This is a genomic window from Rahnella sp. EDr1-12 (assembly GCF_049206505.1).
GTDB classification, from domain to species: Bacteria; Pseudomonadota; Gammaproteobacteria; order Enterobacterales; family Enterobacteriaceae; genus Rahnella; species Rahnella rivi.
Window position 1 is genome coordinate 198,334 of sequence record NZ_JBLZNY010000004.1, and the last position, 14,614, is coordinate 212,947.

General features: G+C 54.4%; 12 protein-coding genes. 7 read left to right on the forward strand and 5 right to left on the reverse strand.

Annotation, left to right across the window (positions count from 1 at the left end; genetic code table 11):
* Positions 1-207 precede the first annotated feature (207 nt).
* Positions 208-954, forward strand: coding sequence for a flagellar brake protein (locus ACO0U8_RS17595; protein ID WP_056777153.1), 747 nt, complete (start codon positions 208-210; stop codon positions 952-954).
* 21 nt (positions 955-975) lie between these two features.
* Here the strand turns inward: ACO0U8_RS17595 and ACO0U8_RS17600 are convergent, their stop codons facing one another.
* Positions 976-1,734 (reverse strand): SDR family NAD(P)-dependent oxidoreductase, encoded by a 759-nt coding sequence (locus ACO0U8_RS17600; protein WP_122097222.1) that lies wholly within the window; start codon positions 1,732-1,734, stop codon positions 976-978.
* A gap of 126 nt (positions 1,735-1,860) precedes the next feature.
* Here ACO0U8_RS17600 and ACO0U8_RS17605 point away from each other — a divergent pair, with 126 nt between their 5' ends.
* From ACO0U8_RS17605 to ACO0U8_RS17620, 4 genes are all read left to right on the forward strand, one after another.
* Positions 1,861-2,760 carry a LysR family transcriptional regulator gene (locus ACO0U8_RS17605; protein WP_390973613.1) on the forward strand — a complete coding sequence of 300 codons (900 nt, stop codon included), beginning with the start codon at positions 1,861-1,863 and terminating at the stop codon, positions 2,758-2,760.
* Positions 2,761-2,844: 84 nt separating this feature from the next.
* Entirely contained in the window at positions 2,845-3,984 is a 1,140-nt protein-coding gene (gene yhjD, locus ACO0U8_RS17610; RefSeq protein WP_421671347.1) for an inner membrane protein YhjD, read from the forward strand.
* Positions 3,985-4,271: 287 nt separating this feature from the next.
* Entirely contained in the window at positions 4,272-5,594 is a 1,323-nt protein-coding gene (locus tag ACO0U8_RS17615) for an MFS transporter (RefSeq protein WP_056775693.1), read from the forward strand.
* Positions 5,595-5,653: 59 nt separating this feature from the next.
* A complete protein-coding gene (locus ACO0U8_RS17620; protein WP_056775696.1) occupies positions 5,654-6,421 on the forward strand; it encodes a CDP-diacylglycerol diphosphatase in 768 nt (255 codons plus the stop codon).
* Between the two features lie 120 nt (positions 6,422-6,541).
* On the opposite strand, the gene ACO0U8_RS17625 is transcribed toward ACO0U8_RS17620, so the two are convergent.
* Complete coding sequence (locus ACO0U8_RS17625; RefSeq protein WP_421671348.1) at positions 6,542-8,596, reverse strand: AsmA family protein; 2,055 nt, start codon at positions 8,594-8,596, stop codon at positions 6,542-6,544.
* 212 nt (positions 8,597-8,808) lie between these two features.
* The gene (pdeH, locus tag ACO0U8_RS17630; RefSeq protein ID WP_056775700.1) at positions 8,809-9,585 is read right to left on the reverse strand and encodes a cyclic-guanylate-specific phosphodiesterase; all 777 of its coding nucleotides are present in this window, start codon (positions 9,583-9,585) and stop codon (positions 8,809-8,811) included.
* Between the two features lie 252 nt (positions 9,586-9,837).
* Here pdeH and ACO0U8_RS17635 point away from each other — a divergent pair, with 252 nt between their 5' ends.
* Both ACO0U8_RS17635 and ACO0U8_RS17640 read left to right on the forward strand, forming a co-directional pair.
* The gene (locus ACO0U8_RS17635) at positions 9,838-10,074 is read left to right on the forward strand and encodes a 4-oxalocrotonate tautomerase family protein (RefSeq protein ID WP_305775608.1); all 237 of its coding nucleotides are present in this window, start codon (positions 9,838-9,840) and stop codon (positions 10,072-10,074) included.
* Positions 10,075-10,278: 204 nt separating this feature from the next.
* Complete coding sequence (locus ACO0U8_RS17640) at positions 10,279-11,217, forward strand: sugar kinase (RefSeq protein WP_136375766.1); 939 nt, start codon at positions 10,279-10,281, stop codon at positions 11,215-11,217.
* A gap of 233 nt (positions 11,218-11,450) precedes the next feature.
* On the opposite strand, the gene ACO0U8_RS17645 is transcribed toward ACO0U8_RS17640, so the two are convergent.
* Together ACO0U8_RS17645 and ACO0U8_RS17650 are read right to left on the reverse strand one after the other, a co-directional pair.
* Positions 11,451-12,956 carry a M16 family metallopeptidase gene (locus ACO0U8_RS17645; protein WP_122097216.1) on the reverse strand — a complete coding sequence of 502 codons (1,506 nt, stop codon included), beginning with the start codon at positions 12,954-12,956 and terminating at the stop codon, positions 11,451-11,453.
* A 327-nt stretch (positions 12,957-13,283) separates the two neighbouring features.
* A complete protein-coding gene (locus tag ACO0U8_RS17650) occupies positions 13,284-14,576 on the reverse strand; it encodes a dicarboxylate/amino acid:cation symporter (protein ID WP_136375768.1) in 1,293 nt (430 codons plus the stop codon).
* Between the last annotated feature and the right edge of the window lie 38 nt (positions 14,577-14,614).

Consider the following 14,614-nt stretch of genomic DNA (forward strand, 5'->3'; position numbering starts at 1 on the left):
ACTCACGTGGGTGAAAAATCGCCTATATATAGATTCAGGGCGGCAGGTATTCCCTGACCTGACGCCGAAATTTCACATTGAGCCGCGCAAAATATCAGGGTCAGTACAATAAAGATTTATTCCGGGTAGCCGATAACCGTAACGGGCGCTTTATACGTCAAAGGCTGCGCCAGCAATTTATGATTAATGAATTATGAGGTGTGGCAGGTGAGCGAAGTACCCAAAGAGTCGTTTGCTAAGCGTAACACGCTGGCAATATTGTCCGTTTTACGGGATCTGAAAAAAAACCAGACGCTGGTGATGGTCACCCATTCCCGTGGGCAATTTATCAGTAAAATTCTGGACGTGAATGCCGACGGTCATCAGTTCTTATTCGATCTGGGCAGTTCTGATTATGAAAACGGTCTGGCGATGGCCGCAGACACGCTGAGTTTTGTCGCAGAACCTGCGGGTGCCAAAGTGGAATTCGCCTGCGGAAAAGTGCGTCAGGTCACCTACGACGGCCTGCCTACGTTTATCTGTGATATTCCGCCGGTTCTCTATTTCATTCAACGCCGTGAATATTTCCGCGTGAGCGTACCCTGGCTGCCGGATTACCGTTGCAGCGGTAAATTAGCCGATGCCAGTGACTTTGCTTACCGGGTCAGGGATATTTCCCTCGGCGGTCTGGGGCTGGAGATTGATGGCACCACCCTGCCGGAAATTGCCTCGGGCGAAGTGCTGAAAGATTCGCTGATCCAGCTGGCGGAACTCGGCACGTTCAAACTGGATTTGCAGTATATCGGTTCGATGCCGCGTAAATCGGTGAGCAATAAAGGCGAGACGGTCAGCACCCAGCGGCTGAGCTTTAAGTTTCCGCGTTTGTCACCCGCGCAGGAACGCGACCTGCAACGGGCTATTTTCGAGCTGGAAAAACAACAGCATATAAAAGCGAAGCGTTTCCAGCACGATTAAATACCGGCCAGAAACGTCGGATCAGATAAACATACCGCCTGAAGCTTCGACCCGCTGGGCGGTCATCCAGCCCGCCTCATCACTGAGCATGAGCGCCACCATATCCCCGATATCATCCGGCAATCCGGCGCGGCCCAGCGCAGTGTTACCGGCCACCATTTTATTGACCTCAGGATTGTCGCGAACCATTCCGCCGCTGAAATCCGTTTCAATCGCGCCGGGTGCCAGCACGTTGACGGTAATACCGCGCGCGCCAAGTTCTTTTGCCTGATAACGGGTCAGCACTTCCACCGCGCCTTTCATGATGGCGTAAGCGGAAGAGCCCGGCAGCGCAAAACGCGCCAGCCCGCTGGATACGTTCAGAATACGGCCCCCGTCAGCCATCAGAGGCAACAGTTTTTGTGTCAGGAAGAACGGCCCTTTCAGGTGGATGTTCATCATCAAATCGAACTGCGCTTCGGTGGTTTTGGCGAAAGACTCGTGCAGCCCGACGCCCGCATTGTTCACCAGAAAATCAAAGGTATCGCGCTGCCAGATCTGCTGAAGCTGGTGGCTGACGCCGGTAACAAACGCATCAAAGCTGCTGCTGTCTCCCGCATCGAGCTTAAGCGCCACAGCCTTGCCGCCCAGCGCCTCGACCGATTTCACCACCGCCTGCGCGGCGTCCTGCTGGCTGTGGTAAGTCAAAATGATATCCACGCCCTTTTTTGCGAGCTTTTCAACGGCATTCTTGCCTAAACCACGGCTTGCACCGGTCACTATCGCGATTTTACGGTTCATTCCAGACCTCATCATGTTTATGTCACTGCTGCATTGGATGAAATCCAGCCTATTGGATTACGCGCGCGTGATAAATGCCCCATAATGAGTTTCACTGTCTCATTACAAACAACAATTGGGTAAAATGTGGATAAAATACAATCGATGCAGGTTTTCGTGCGTGTCGCCGAACTGAGCAATTTTACCCGCGCCGCCGAAAGTCTGGGGTTGCCGAAGGGCAGTGTCTCGCGTCTGGTGCAGCAACTGGAAACCCGGATGTCTGCCCGCTTGCTGCACCGTTCGACGCGCCGTGTACAACTGACACAGGACGGCCAGGTGTTTTATCAGCGCTGCAAAGAGCTGCTGGCCAATATGGAAGAGCTGGAATCGATGTTTCAGTCGAATCCGGCCAGCGTCAGCGGACGGCTGCGGGTGGATATGTCGGTCGGCATGGCTACGCATCTGGTGTTGCCACGGCTGGCGGAGTTTCTCAACCGCTACCCGGCGCTGGAAATCGAACTGAGCAGCACCGATCACCGCGTGGATGTGGTGCGCGAGGGGTTTGACTGTGTGATCCGCTCCGGCACGCTGAAAGATTCCGGGCTGATTGCCCGCCCGCTCGGCGCTCTCAGCATGATCAACTGCGCCAGCCCCGGCTATCTGCAACGCTACGGCACACCTGAGCACCCCGAACAGCTGGCCCATCACGCGATGGTGCATTACCAGCAAACGCTCGGCAGCCACAGTGATGTCTTTGAATATCTGGACGGCAAACAGCTGAAAACCATCAGGAGCGGTGGCGCGGTGACAGTCAACAGCACGGAAACCTACGTAGCCGCTTGTCTTGCGGGTCTGGGCATCATTCAGGTGCCGCTGATGGGCGTACGTGACGCGCTTGCAAACGGCCAGCTGGTCAGTGTCCTGCCGCAATACTGCGCGCCGCCGATGCCGGTCACGCTGGTCTATCCGCACCGCCTTAACCTGTCGCGGCGGGTGAAAGTGTTCATGGACTGGCTGACAGAAATATCCCAAACGTTCATTGCCTGAGCGGTTAAACCGCTGCCCCGTCGCCTGAGCCGCTCAGGTGTCTATACTTAGGGCTGGATGCACTTTTAAGGACAACATGGATCAATGCCCCTCATTTCAAAAGAAGACCTTTCAAAAAACGCCGCGGCTGAGCAGGAAGAAGCGACGCCGCTGATTAACATCAAAACCGGCAATCACACGGTGGATAAAAACATCGGCAGATTTTCGCACCTGGTGGAACACGTCAAATCCTGGGGATGGGTGGCGCATCTGCTGCGCACCACCGAGCGGTTTAATGATCGCCTTGGCAGCCAGTTTGGTGCGGCGATCACTTATTTTTCGTTCCTGTCGCTGATCCCGATTTTGATGGTGTCGTTCGCCGCCGTCGGTTTTGTTTTGGCCTCGAACCCGGATTTGCTGGCGGAGCTTATCAATAAGATCGTCAACAGCATCAGCGACCCTAATCTGGCGGCCACGCTGAAAAGTACGGTGAACACGGCGATTCAGCAACGTACCGCGGTGGGTTTATCCGGGCTGCTGATTGCGTTGTATTCCGGCATCAGCTGGATGGGGAATTTGCGTGAAGCGATCCGCGCACAGTCGCGTGATGTCTGGGAGCGTAACCCGCAGGATCAGGAGAAAATCTACCGCCGCTATTTACGTGACTTCGTCTCGCTGACCGGTCTGGTGCTGGCGTTGATCATCACCCTGTCGCTGACCTCCATTGCCGGTTCGGCGCAAAAATCCATTGTGGATGCGCTGGGGCTGGGCGGAATCGAGTGGCTCAGGCCGGTGATGACCAGCATCGCGCTGGTGATTTCCATTGCGGCCAACTATTTGTTGTTCCTGTGGATATTCTGGATGCTGCCGCGTCATAAACCGCGTAAAAAAGCCCTGCTACGCGGAACGCTGCTGGCGGCGATCGGTTTTGAGGTGATCAAATTTGTGATGACCATGACGTTGCCGCGCCTGGCGACCTCGCCGTCCGGTGCCGCCTTTGGTTCGGTGATCGGCCTGATGGCATTCTTCTATTTCTTCGCCCGCCTGACGCTGTTTGTCGCCGCATGGATTGCCACCGCGCAGTACAAAGACGATCCGCGCATGCCAGACCGCAAAGATAAAGCCGCGCAGAAAGCAAAAGGGACAACGGTAAACGACAGTGAATACTCGCCTGACCATGTCATCGTGCCAGACGAAATACATATCGCAGACGTTAATACTGATACCAAAGCACAAAAGCAGTGATTAGCACTGAAATAGTCTCTGCGTCACCCTGAAAACCAGAATAACTGACTGAGGCGTGCACTTTTATTTTGCCGTTTTCCAGTCAGTTACTCTGCATTTCATCTGTTCCCCAAACTTATGAAGGGTGAAACAGGATGTTAATAAAACAATCGCCCGATCCCGCCTGAAATGCCCTTTTCCCTGCGCCCTGCCGCGTTGAAATGCCGTCGCGCTCTGCTTAAGATGCCTTTTCGCTATACATTTATTTACATTAGTTCCCTCTCACTCATTACAAATAAGAAACACTTATGCAAGCCACTATCACTCCAGAATTAGAAGCTGACGCGCACCTGGTGAGTCAGAACTCCCGCGGCAAAGTCATCGTGGCATCGCTAATCGGTACGGCCATCGAATTTTTCGACTTTTATATCTACGCGACCGCCGCCGTCATTGTGTTCCCGCATATCTTCTTCCCGCAGGGCGACCCGACGGCCGCCACGCTACAGTCACTCGCTACTTTTGCCATCGCCTTTATTGCACGTCCGATCGGCTCTGCGCTGTTTGGTCACTTCGGCGACCGCGTTGGCCGTAAGGTCACGCTGGTGGCCTCATTGCTGACCATGGGCGTGTCCACGGTGGTCATCGGCCTGTTGCCGACTTACGCCACCATTGGCGTGTTCGCACCGATGCTGCTGGCACTGGCGCGTTTTGGTCAGGGTCTGGGACTGGGCGGTGAATGGGGCGGTGCGGCATTACTCGCCACCGAGAATGCGCCACCGAAAAAACGCGCGCTCTACGGCTCTTTCCCGCAACTCGGCGCGCCGATCGGCTTCTTCTTTGCCAACGGCATGTTCCTGCTGCTGTCGTGGCTGCTGACTGACGAACAGTTCATTTCCTGGGGCTGGCGCGTGCCGTTCCTTCTCTCCGCCGTGCTGGTCCTGGTCGGTCTGTACGTTCGCGTTTCGCTGCATGAAACGCCGGTGTTCGCGAAAATCGCCAAAGCCGGTAAACAGGTGAAAGTGCCTATCGGCACGCTGTTCACTCAATACAAAAAAGCGACGATCCTCGGCACTTTCATCATGGTGGCAACTTACACGCTGTTCTACATCATGACCGTGTATTCACTCGGTTACGGCACTGCCGCAAAACCTGTCGGGTTGGGCATTCCGCGTAATGAGTTCCTGCTGATGCTGATGCTTGGCGTGATCGGATTCGGCGTGATGGTGCCGATTGCCGGCCAGCTGGCTGACAAATTTGGCCGTCGCAAAACCATGATTTGCATTACGCTGTTGATGATTGTTTTCGCGCTGAGCTTCCCGACGATTCTGGGTTCCGGCTCGCAGGCACTGGTGATGGTGTTCCTCCTGTGCGGATTCATGGTGATGGGCCTGACTTTCGGCCCGATGGGGGCTTTGCTGCCGGAACTGTTCCCGACGGAAGTTCGCTATACCGGCGCATCCTTCTCCTATAATGTGTCTTCGATACTGGGTGCGTCCGTTGCGCCGTACATCGCCACCTGGCTGGCAACCCATTACGGGTTGTTCTATGTGGGCGTTTATCTGGCCTTTATGGCAACGCTGACGTTAATTGCGCTGCTGCTGTCCAAAGAAACCGCCCATCAGTCACTGTAACTGACCTGGACACCGTGCCCGGTATGCGCCCGGCACGGTGCCTTCTGCGAAGGTTTCTTATGCGCTTACGACGATTGATCCTGCCTGCCCTGCTTCTGCTTATCGTGATTGCCGCCGCTTTCTGGTTCTTCTGGCCTCACACCTCAAATCCTAATGCCCTGTGGAATATCATCAGTCAGAAATGCGTGCCTAATCAGCGCAGCAGCGGAAAACCCGCGCCTTGTGCGCAGGTCGATGAACAGCAGGGATTTGTGGTACTGAAAGATTTGAACGGCCCGTTGCAGTATTTACTGATGCCCAGTGCGCGGATCACCGGCATGGAAAGCCCGGCACTGCTGGAACCGGCCACGCCGAATTTCTTCAGTCAGGCCTGGAGTGCGCGGCATTTTATGGCGGAGAAATACGGAAAACCGATCGACGACAGTAATGTTTCACTGGCGATCAACTCACAATACGGACGGTCGCAGAACCAGCTGCACATCCATATTTCCTGTCTGCTACCACAGGTCAAAGCCACGCTGATTAAAGACAGCGCGCAGCTCGGATACGACTGGCAGACACTGCCTGATCAACTGCTCGGCCACACCTATCTGGCACGCAAAGTCACCCCCTCTGAGCTGAATCAGCGAGGGGCTTTCCGCATTCTGGCCGCTGGCGTGCCGGGCGCCGACAAAAAGATGGGGCATTTCGGTATGGCGATGGTCAGCCTGCAAGGCGGCGATTACCTGCTGCTGGCAAGCGAGCGTGACTTACTGAAACTCAATAACGCCTCGACCGAGGAGATCCAGGACCATGACTGCAAGGTGCTGGATCCTGTGCCTCAGTGATTCAGATAAACAGCGCGGGAGACATGCCGAAACGCGATAATTTCCGGCAACCTGCGTTGGCAACCTGGCAGCAGCGGAACAGGCTGCGCCAGGGTTGCTGATATCGCCCCTTTATTAACATCACTTCTCTTTCATTTGCTGCAATATCGGGCCGCACTGGTTTTCTGCGCTGTCGCTTGGGGAAATCAGCGCCAGCAGGGCAGCCGCCGGGGCAACGACGGCCCCGAGAGCGACGGCCGCGGCGCCACGGGCAATCAGCGGCCCCGGTTTGACACCCGCATCCGGATTTTTATAGGTCCCGCGCACGTACAGCGGTGAACGCAAGGTCAGCACGCGCAGGCCCTTACTTTCCGGGTCGATGGTCAGATCCAGACGCTCGGTGGCCATATTGGTGCTGCCGGTGATGGTGATCACCGCATTCTCGGTGTCGAACACGAACAGACGTGGCGTCACCAGCCCGTTTTTGATGTTGACGTTGGCCGCAGCGCAGTTAATAGCCACTTCGTCATCGCCGAACAGTTTTCCGACCAGATAATTCCCCACGTTCAGCCCCGCCAGTTCCATCAGGCTGCGGCTGACTACGCCGTCGTTTATCAGGATTTTCATATCACCGTTGCTGGTGCCCAGCAGCGCGGCGACGGAATTACCGGTACCGGTGAGCGTCGCATCACCGTTCAGATCCCCCAGACTGCGCTCCATGGATTCCATTTTTGGCAGCAGCTGTTTCAGTTTCAGATGGCGGGCATGCAGATCTGCACGCGCCCGCATCGGCGATTTATCCCCTTCCAGCCTGATGGTGGAATTGAGATTACCGCCCGCCACACCGAAGCGCAGCGGGTCGAGCAGGATAACGCTGTTGTTAAGTTTCAGATGGGTACTCAAATCGCTGAGCGGCAGAGATTCGCCATGTTCAATGCGTTTTGCGCTGAACTTCACGTCAGCATCCATCGCGCCCCAGGATTTGGTATCGAACTTCTCGACCGGCAGCACTTTGTCAGAAGGCTGACGCGTCGTCTCACCGCGTTTCGCTTTCTCTTTATTGGAATCGGCCCCGATGAGCGGTGCCAGATCGGCAAAGCGCAGCTGTTTAGACACCACTTCGCCGGTCAGTTTCGGACGCGGCTTACTCGCCTGATAAGTCAGGGAACCGTGGATGTCGCTGTCGCCAATTTCACCGTTAAAGTTTTGATAACGATAAATTGCGCCATTTTTATCGTACAACGTCGCCGATAAATGACCATCAGTGGAATACGGCGGCGTTTGCGGTAAGAGCACGCCGGTGAGGCCATACAAATCAGACAGCGTCTGGCCGGAGAACTTCAGGCGTAAATCCAGACCGCCGAGGTTCATCGGATCCTGCAGTGTCCCGGCGACGGCCACGCGGGTATTCCCGGAGCGGACGTCTGCCTGTAACGGGAACAACGCATCTGCGTCTTTCAGCGCCAGCATCCCGCCGATTTTCCCGCTGCCGGAGAGCGATTCACCGTTGTATTTGCCGTCCACTTTCCAGCCGAACACGAACGGCGGCGTTTTGCTTTTCGGTGCGTCTTTTTTATCGCCGGTAACTTCGGTGAACGGCAATGGTTTGCCCAGCGGATCAATCACTGCGCGGAAATCGGCTTTCATCACGGCATCTTTGTAATCAATCTGCCCGCGATCAAAGACGATGTCGTTGAGGGTAAACGACCAGGCTGACGGTGGCTGTGCCGGGTCTTTCTGATCACTGTTGGCAAGATTGAACGTCCAGTTATTTTTGCCGTTGGCTAAACGCAGCAGCGAGGCATCCGGCTGTTTCAGCCAAATCCTCGGGATCAGCACTTCTTTATGCAGTAACGCCAGCGGCGCGATGCTGGCATCTACGCGGGCAAGTTTCACCATCTGCGCATCTTTCTCACAGCCCTGCACATCTGCCGGATTCCCCAGCACAATGTCTTCGGCATGGATGTGCGGCCACGGAACCCACGCACGCCAGCCCGCCTCGTCTTTCTGGCGTGACCAGTCCACACCCAAATCGCCACGGATCGCGAACGTACGGTTCAGCTCAGCGCTGACTTTTTGATTGATCGTAGGTTTGAGGCGATTCCAGTCAAACATCGCGATGAAAATAACGATGGCGATCAGCAGAATAATAATCACACCGGCAATCCACGAGATCACCTTACCTGTGCGCGTCATAAACGGGTTCCTTTCAGACAGTTAACGAATTCCAGAGTTTAAACATAGTTGAATTCGCCTCAGCTTGCCTGAAACGGTGCAGAAGAAACGGAGAAGTGCGGAAGGAAGAGAAAGGCATAAATCAAATAAAATCAAGGCAATAACAATGTATCACACCACTGCAACCCGTCCGGCATTTTGAGACTTGCCTGTACAAATTTTGGTGTGATTCATTATTCTTCGAAATGTATTGGCAGATTATCCAGCCCGTCGAAAGTGGCCGGACGCGCCAGGTAGTACCCCTGCGCCGCCAGCGCATCAGACTGGCGCACCATCGCCCACTCAGCGGCAGTTTCCACGCCTTCAATAATCACGCCCTTGCTGTAGCGGTTCATCAGCGTCACCAGCGTGTAGAAGAGTCGCGAGCCCTCTTCGCTCTGGCACAGCAGAATAAACAGGTCGCGGGCGATTTTAATGTACTCGTAATGCCAGGTCGTGAAAGACGAGAAGTTTGCGATGCCCTGACCGAAATCATCCAGCCACAGACGATCGGACTGTTCGATTTGCGACAGCGGAATACTCAGCGCATTTTCAGCACTTTCGACCAGCTCAAACCGGACGTACGGCATCGCACTGATTTGCGCGCGCAGAGAGGACTCCGATTGCAGCATCTCCAGCACCTGACCATCGACGTTAATGGACGCCAGCAGGCCGTTATCAATGAACAAGCGCTGCCAGCGCTGCAAAAGATCGAGCTGCTCCTGCACGATTTGCAGGCGTTTGCCTACGGCGATCGCGACGAAGTAATGCTCAGGCGAAATAAATTTCTGCGGCTCGGCCGGGTGGAAAATGCCGGTCAGCAATTCAATACCCAGTAATTTTCCAGTTGTACGGTAAATGGGCTGAAAACGGTACACTCTCTGACATTGACGCCAGTATGACTGTGCTTTTACGCGCTCAAGCGCGGTAAAAGAAGGCGTAATCAGCCCTAACATCATCTTAGTTATCATATTTTTCTGCCGTCATGAATAAGAGTCAGATAATCAGGGACATGCGGCAACATGTCTTCCGCGACTACGATGTATGACGTGCCGACAAGGTAGTTCGATTTCCTGGCTTTCTTTTGTAGAGATATCTATCGGCGCAGCGCGCAGAAACTTTAATCACTCCGCATTTCCCTCCTTCTTCTTGCCTGTAAATCCCTCAATGCGCGCTGGAAGTTCTTTTGTACAGGCTCTACATTGGAGGTCGTTTAACACGTCATTAACCCCACCTTCCCGAGACGGAGAGAAAAAATGCCTTACGTAAACATCAAAATCACCCGCGATGGCGCGACCGCCGAACAGAAAAAAGCGCTGATCGCAGGCGTGACGCAGTTGCTGGTCGATACGCTGGGGAAAAATCCGGCGACAACGACGGTGATCATCGATGAAATCGATACGGATAACTGGGGGCTGGGAGGGCGTCCGGTGACCGAACTGCGTAACGAAGCTAAATAACACGTCTTTACCCTGACATCAGATGGAAGCCCCGCGGCTTCCACTTTCATATCGCTTGCATCCCTTTTTTCGATCTTCCTCGTAAAAAATAAAACCTCGTTTTAATTTAATTGACTGACCGCATTCTTATGAAGAGACTAGAGCGCAATAATGACGGACTTTTCTTCTCTTTCGTTTTAATGCTTCAGACATAGGCCAGGTAAAATGACTCGTAAAAACATTGCCGTTATCGGCGAATGCATGATCGAATTGTCACAAAAAGGCGATGCCCTTCATCGTGGTTTTGGTGGCGATACGCTGAATACGTCTGTGTATATCGCCCGCCAGGTGTCTCCTGATGCGCTGAACGTGCATTACGTGACGGCGCTGGGCAATGACAGTTTCAGTAATGAGATGCTGCAGGCGTGGCAGCAGGAAGGGGTTCATACCGATCTGACCCAGCGTCTGGAAAACAAACTGCCTGGCCTGTACGTGATTGAGACGGATGACACCGGCGAGCGCACTTTCTACTACTGGCGCAACGACGCCGCAGCGCGTTACTGGCTGGACAGCCCGCAGTCTGAAGAGATTTGTCAGGCACTGGCGAAATTCGATTATCTCTACCTGAGCGGCATCAGCCTGGCGATCCTCAATGACCCAAGCCGCGACCGCCTGATGACCCTGCTGAAAGCCTGCCGTGCACGCGGCGGTAAGGTCATTTTCGACAACAACTACCGTCCGCGTCTGTGGGCCAGCAAAGAACAGACGCAGTCCGCCTACAACGCCATGCTTTCCTGCACCGATATCGCCTTCCTGACGCTCGATGATGAAGACATGTTGTGGGGTGAAAAACCTTATGAAGACGTTATTGCCCGCACGCACGCACTGGGCGTCAGCGAAGTGGTGGTGAAACGCGGCGCAGACAGCTGCATCGTGTCCAGCGCGGAAGGCGAGTTGCACGATGTGCCCGCCGTGAAATTACCGAAAGAGAAAGTGGTGGATACTACGGCAGCCGGTGACTCCTTCAGCGCAGGCTACCTGGCCGTGCGCCTGACCGGCGGAAGCGCAGTGGAAGCCGCTGTACGCGGGCATGAAACAGCCAGCACCGTGATTCAGCATCGCGGGGCGATCATTCCGATGGAGTTTATGCCTGAGCGGGCATAAGGGCAGTTTTTCACCTGCAATGAGGACCGGGCAGCAAGACTGTGAAAGTGTCGGTTTTTAAGTGCTGTGCTCACTTAACATGTCGCGGCAAAACCGATACAGCGAGGAGGGATCCAAAGGAGGGAAAGCGTTCCCCTCCTTTGGTGGGTTTCGGCGCGGGGCGTTAAACCATCACCGCACGCGAAACCGAAATATTCTCGATCATGTTTAAAAAGATTAATAAGGGTCAACCCTTATTGCGCCGCTGCTACCGGTGTCTCAGTGACGGCAGCCTCTCCCGCCGGGCTGGCTTCTGCTGGCGCCATAATCTTGTCATAAATCGCCCTCAGCTCCCCGGCATTGACCTCCGGCTCACCTTTCGGCTGTGCCAGGACTAATGCCGGCTCACGTGACAGTTGCTGTTTAAGCTCCTGATTCATTACCGGTAAGGTCAGCGTTGAGAGGAATTCCTGACGCAATTGCTGATATTGCTCCGGCGCGATGTCTACGACCCCGTTTTGCTGTGAACGCAGGCGCTGACTCATCAGTACGTCGGTGTCCGTGCGGGCATAGGTGGCGAACAGCTTGCTCAGCTGATCTTTTTTCTGGGCAATCAGCGCATCGAATTCAGATTGTGAGATGCCTTTATCACGCACCACCAGCAACTCATCGGAAAGACGTTTAAACAACTCCGCAAGTTTGGCCTGCGGTGCTTCAATACGAATGGCACACTGCGCACGCTGGAACTGCACGTTACAGTCAAAGCCTAAGCCCGGCCCCGGTGTGGCTGCGTCTTTCTTATTCTCGAAAGAGGATTTCAGCGCTTCCTGTAAATGCCAGAACAAGGCTTCACGCGCCAAATCACTGCGCCAGTAAGACGCCAGTGCCTGAGAATCCTGAATCGGCTGCCACGCGCTGTCCCACATTAATGACAAACGATCTTGCGTCAGATTGTCGTCCATCAATGTCATGGATTTCATGGTCACTTCAGACAGCGTCGGCAACGTTTGCGGCGTCTGGCGGCTGCCTTTGAGCGGTGAGAAGGTCCGGTTAATTTGTTCGCTGAGCCCGCGGCCATCCACGTTACCGACAACGAATAATGTCATCACATCTGGCGTATACCACTGATGATAAAACTTGATGAGGGAGTCTATGTTGATGGGTTTGGTCGGCAGCTGATCCGGATTATGCCCGACCAGAGTGGAGCCGGTGATGCGGGCGCGCCAGAAGGCGTCCTGGGTATTTTGCGGCAGCGACCCCACCGGATCCCGTGACTCCTGACGCGCGGCGCTCACCAGTTCGGGTGTCACCGAGACTTTCCCCGCAGTGTTCGCCAGCCAGTTCAATGCGTCTTTCAGCAGGTCCGGGCGGTTATTGGGAAGACTCAGGTTGTACATGGTGAAATCGTACGAGCTGACCGCCGGCGGCAATGGCCGTTGCGGGTTAATGCTCTGCTGCCAGAGAGACTGGAGTTGGGCCGTGCTGAATCCTTCGCTATGCATTAGTGCCAGACGAGGAAGGAAATGCGTGTAGCCAGACTGTTGTGCTGACTCTGCCAGTGACCCGGTGCGGACCACCAGGCGTAATTCAATACGATCGCTCGGACGTTGTGGTGTAGTCAGAAGCTGCCAGGTGAACCCGTTGTCTAACTTGCCCTGCTGCCAGGCCGGGTCGGGTTGTAATGTTTCTGCCTGCACATGACTTGCGGCTGCTGCCAGCAGCAATCCACCAATGAGTAAACGGATTTTGGTGCCCTGCATGTGAACCCCTACGTAATGACAATCCAATTTTCAGAGTGCTGTCCTGCCGGTGTCTGATGACGGGCCCACAGGAACTGAATGCGTAAAATAAAGCCCGAAAAAATAAAGCTCTTCGTTAGACCGCGGGTTTTTCTCAAAGTCGCGCATCCGTCAAAAATATTCTCGGAAATAGCGCCGGTGACGGCAAAAGAAGGGCATATTATGAAGATAATCCACCGGTTACATCAAGCAACCGGTGGATATTAGGGGAGATGACGCCGAATAAATGCTTTTTTTGGAAGCTTACGCGGGTTTTATGCCCACATATCCACCATTATTCAGAAACAATCAGGCACCGGAAACTGACTTTTCCGCTTCCGTCAGGCCCTTCTGACCGTTCAATGTGGCTTTCAGCTGGCCTTCATCGAGCTGTCCGCACCACTTCGCAACCACAATCGTCGCCACGCCGTTACCCACCAGGTTGGTGAGCGCACGCGCCTCCGACATGAAGCGGTCTATGCCTAAAATCAGCGCCAGACCTGCAACCGGTAAATGTCCGACTGCCGACAGGGTTGCCGCCAGAACGATGAACCCACTGCCGGTCACGCCCGCCGCCCCTTTGGAGGACAACAGCAGCACCACAATCAGGGTAATCTGATGCCAGATATCCATATGTGTATTGGTGGCCTGCGCGATGAAAACCGCCGCCATGGTCAGGTAAATCGAGGTGCCGTCAAGGTTGAAGGAATAGCCCGTTGGGATCACCAGCCCGACCACCGATTTCTTGCATCCCAGACGCTCCATCTTATCCAGCATACGCGGCAGCGCAGACTCGGAAGATGAGGTACCCAGAACGATCAGCAACTCTTCTTTAATGTAGTTAACAAACTTGAAGATGCTAAAGCCGGTGAAGCGTGCGATAAGCCCGAGCACCACCACCACGAACAAGACGCAGGTCAGGTAGAAACAGATGATCAACTGGCCGAGTTGCACCAGAGAACCCACGCCGTATTTACCGATGGTGAACGCCATCGCACCGAAAGCCCCCAGCGGAGCCAGGCGCATGATCATGTTGATGATGCCGAAGATGACCTGCGAGAAGCTGTCGATCACGTTGAAAATCAGCTGTCCTTTATGGCCCAGACGGTGCAGCGCAAAACCAAACAGTACGGCAAACAACAGCACCTGCAGGATATTCCCGCTGGCAAACGCACCAATCACGCTGGAAGGGATCACATCAAGCAGGAAAGGAATGATGCCCTGACTTTGTGCCTGTTCGGCATAGACTGCCACCGCTTTGGCATCCAGAGCCGCAGGATCGACGTTCATCCCCGCGCCCGGCTGGACGATATTCACGATGACCAGCCCGATAATCAGCGCCAGAGTGCTGACAATTTCGAAATACAGCAGTGCAATCGCACCGGTACGGCCAACCGCTTTCATGCTCTCCATGCCTGCGATGCCGGTCACTACCGTACAGAAAATCACCGGAGCGATGATCATCTTGATTAACTTAACAAAACCATCACCTAATGGTTTCATTTGAGCGCCGAGGTCAGGGTAGAAATGACCCAGCATGACACCCAGGGTTATTGCCATAAGCACCTGGAAATACAGGCTTTTGAAGATAGATTTTTTCATGACTCGCCATCCTGATGTGAGAGTGTCGCCCTTTGTTT